At 73.0% G+C, this 2,925-nt stretch carries 2 protein-coding genes and 1 pseudogene; 1 reads left to right on the top strand and 2 read right to left on the bottom strand.

The annotated features are described in order from the left end of the window. A pseudogene (locus AC13HU_RS35040) lies at positions 1-306 on the top strand (serine/threonine-protein kinase); the annotation flags it as partial. Here the strand turns inward: AC13HU_RS35040 and AC13HU_RS35035 are convergent. Together AC13HU_RS35035 and AC13HU_RS35030 are read right to left on the bottom strand one after the other, a co-directional pair. Beyond that, the gene (locus AC13HU_RS35035) at positions 288-1,766 is read right to left on the bottom strand and encodes a hypothetical protein (protein ID WP_483046034.1); all 1,479 of its coding nucleotides are present in this window, start codon (positions 1,764-1,766) and stop codon (positions 288-290) included. The pseudogene AC13HU_RS35040 and the gene AC13HU_RS35035 sit on opposite strands and share 19 nt — an antisense overlap. Next, positions 1,763-2,635, bottom strand: coding sequence for a class I SAM-dependent methyltransferase (locus AC13HU_RS35030; RefSeq protein WP_483046033.1), 873 nt, complete (start codon positions 2,633-2,635; stop codon positions 1,763-1,765). Before AC13HU_RS35030 ends, AC13HU_RS35035 begins: the two co-directional genes overlap by 4 nt. Positions 2,636-2,925: the final 290 nt, after the last annotated feature.

The following is a 2,925-nucleotide window of genomic DNA, read 5'->3' as shown; positions in this document are numbered from 1 at the left end:
CCCATGGACCAACTCCCGTCCGACGCACCCGAGTTCCTCGCCATGGACCGGAAGAACGCCGTGGTCGCCGACGCCGACGGCATCTCGCTCGGCGTCAACGGCCGTGTCACGGAGTTCCCGTGGCCGGCGATCAACACGGCCTGGTGCGAACAGGGCACCGGGCGCGGCCATGTGCTGGTGGTGGGGGTGGCGCTGAACGACGGCGGCCTCCACTCCTGCGATGTCAGCACCCGCAATCCGGCCGAACTCGCCGCTTGGATAGCCCATTTCACGGCCGTGGCGGCGTACTACGACCCGGAGGACTGACTCCGCTGGGAGGGCACCCCGGAAGCGTCGGGCGCCGGACCCGGAACCGCCCCGCCGCCCCCTTCGACCGGGCCTACGGGGCCGACCGGGCCCGCCGCGCCAACGGCCGTGGCCGGCAAGGCGGTCGGGGCCGTCGCGGCCCCCACGGCAGCGGCTCCCACCGTAGCCGCAGCCGCTGCCGCACTCGCCGCCGCCACGCCCGCTGCCGCCACGCCCGCCACCGCCGACACCGGTGCAGGCCCGGTCAGTTCGGAAGCCGCGCCCGCCGTGCCCACCGCGCCCGCCGCGCCCACCGCGTTCCGCCGTTGGAACGACCTGCGCAGCGCCCCCGGCAGCATCGCCGCGATCAGCCCCGACGTCGCCATCCCGAGCAGCCCCACGACGACGGCGATCTTCGTCCCCAGCGACACCTGCGGTAGTACGAACACCGCGATGTCCAGGCCGAAGGAGGCCGCGCTGACCACGGTGAGCGCGGCGGCGACCCGGTTGAGCCGGGTGTCGAGGGCCTCGGCCCGCTCCGAGGCGGCGGCCAGCAGCGAACTGCTCACGTAGCCGAGGAGTTTGTCGGCGCGCTCCTGCATGTCGTCGAGGCCGATCGTCAGGCGCGCGGCCAGGTAGCTCGCGCGGTGCGCCTGGGCGGACTCCATGCGGTAGCTGTCGAGGTGGTGGAAGTCGGCCCACAGCCCGTCGAGGAAACGGCGGAAGGCGTGCACGTCGGTGCTGGCGGGGTGCGCGTGCGCGAGGTCGCCCAGCACCCAGCGGCCGGCGATGAGCGCCCCGGCCAGCAGGGACTGCTGCGCGACCGCGATGTCGGTCGGCTCGGTCATCGTCAGCAGAGAGGCCAGCGCGGTGTCCGGGTCGCGGTCCCAGGCGTAGGTGTACGGCAGCAGGATGCGGCAGTCCGGTCCCGAAGACACCTCGGGCACACGGGAGTCCGGCTGCCATGGCGGGTCCTGGCCGACGAAGTGCGCGTTGTAGCGGGCGGATCGGCGGTCGATCGGCGAACGCGTGCCGGCCACCACCAGGTCGGGGCGAAGAGCGATGCTGCGGACCAGGCCGCTGCTGACGGCGGCGGACAGCATGGCGCTGAGGATCGGCGCGTCCGTCTCCCGTAGGACCCGGTTGATGCCGGCGTCCAGGGCGTCGAGTTCGAGCAGGGTCAACAGTCGCAGGTCCTGCTCGTGGCGCAGCGCGTAGACCACCAGGACGGTGCCGGCGGTCAGGATGCGGGCGTGGCAGGCGACGACCTCCACGCCGGGCAGCGCGACGGCCGGGCGGATGATCCCGGTCAGGTCCAACTCGATGGTGCTGTCGGGGTTGTAGGCGAGGGAGTCCAGGCTGCCGAGGACGGGCAGCAGCTCGCCGTGGCCGGGCACGGCGAAGAGTTCGAGCGAGGTGGTCGGGGTGCGGTGGTGCAACGGGTAGGCCCGGCACTGGAGATGCAGCACCCCGGCGCTCACGTGGCTGCTCCGGCGGGTCCCGCCGCTCCGATGGCCCCGCGCGTGCCCGGGGTGCCCCAGGACACGGCCACGTACTCCGGGATGAGGGCGGCCTCGGGCACCACCACCCGTGCCAGGTAACGCCGTTGGAGATCCTCCGGACCCTGGTCGTCGAGCGGCGCACCCAGCAGCGCGGCCAACTCGGCGTGGGTGTGGTGGCTCGCCTCCTCCGGGACGGACCTGCTGCGGAACCACGCGCGCTGCTCGGCCAGCACCACGCTGCCCGCGGCCGCCGACGGCCAGTAGCTCACCGCGGTCACGGCGGTCGTGCCGAACTCCGCGCCGAGCGTCACCAACGCCCGTGCGTCGTCGGGCGACAGGTAGAAGACGACGCCCTCGACGACGTACGCGACCGGCCGCCCGGCCGCGACCGCCCGCACCTGTGCCACCACCGCGGCGCGGTCCGCGGCCACGGCCAGATCGGCACCGATGTGCCGCACGTCGCGCACCGGCACGGTCCCGTCAGCGGTCAGCTCCGCCGCGCGCAGCCGCTTCGCCTCGGCCATGTGCGGCAGGTCCACCTCGATCGCGACCGGGAAGTGCAGCAGCCACGGGTACGACGAGAAGCCCGCGCCGCACACCACCAGCACCGTGTCCGGGTCGGCCCGCAGCGCCTCGGCGAGGGTGTCCGCGATGAACCGGCCGCGCAGCGAGACCACCAGGTCGTCGTGCGGGTAGACGGCGTCGGCGAACTCCTGCCACAGCGCCTTGACGCCCGGCCGCTCCTCCTCGGGAATCCACGCGGCCGCCAGTCCGTCCTCGGCGAGGTCGGGCCGGCGGGCCCGCGACTCGTTGACGAGATATGCCGTCAGCCCGACTCCACCCTGCATCGTGTGACCTGCCCCCGTTCGTGACGTTACGTCATTATGCTTGTCTGCCAGTCGACTTCGTACCTTCGTACCACTGCCGGGTGGGGCGGACGCAAGGGGGCAGTGCCGGTGGACGGGCCGGATGTGGCTGGTGTCGGGGGTGGAGGTTGTGAACGGGACGGCGCCGTACCCCCGCAGCCGGCACCCCGGTGCGCCCTACCACCAGCCGGTGCACCCCTGCCCCGGCTGTCGCCATCGCCCCTCGATTCTCAGAGTTTTCACAGAAACGGATTAAGGCTCCTCTCATAGCG

This window comes from Streptomyces sp. NH27, from assembly GCF_056859195.1.
The sequence above is the reverse complement of the archived record's forward strand: the minus strand, read 5'-3'. Positions and strand labels throughout refer to the sequence as shown.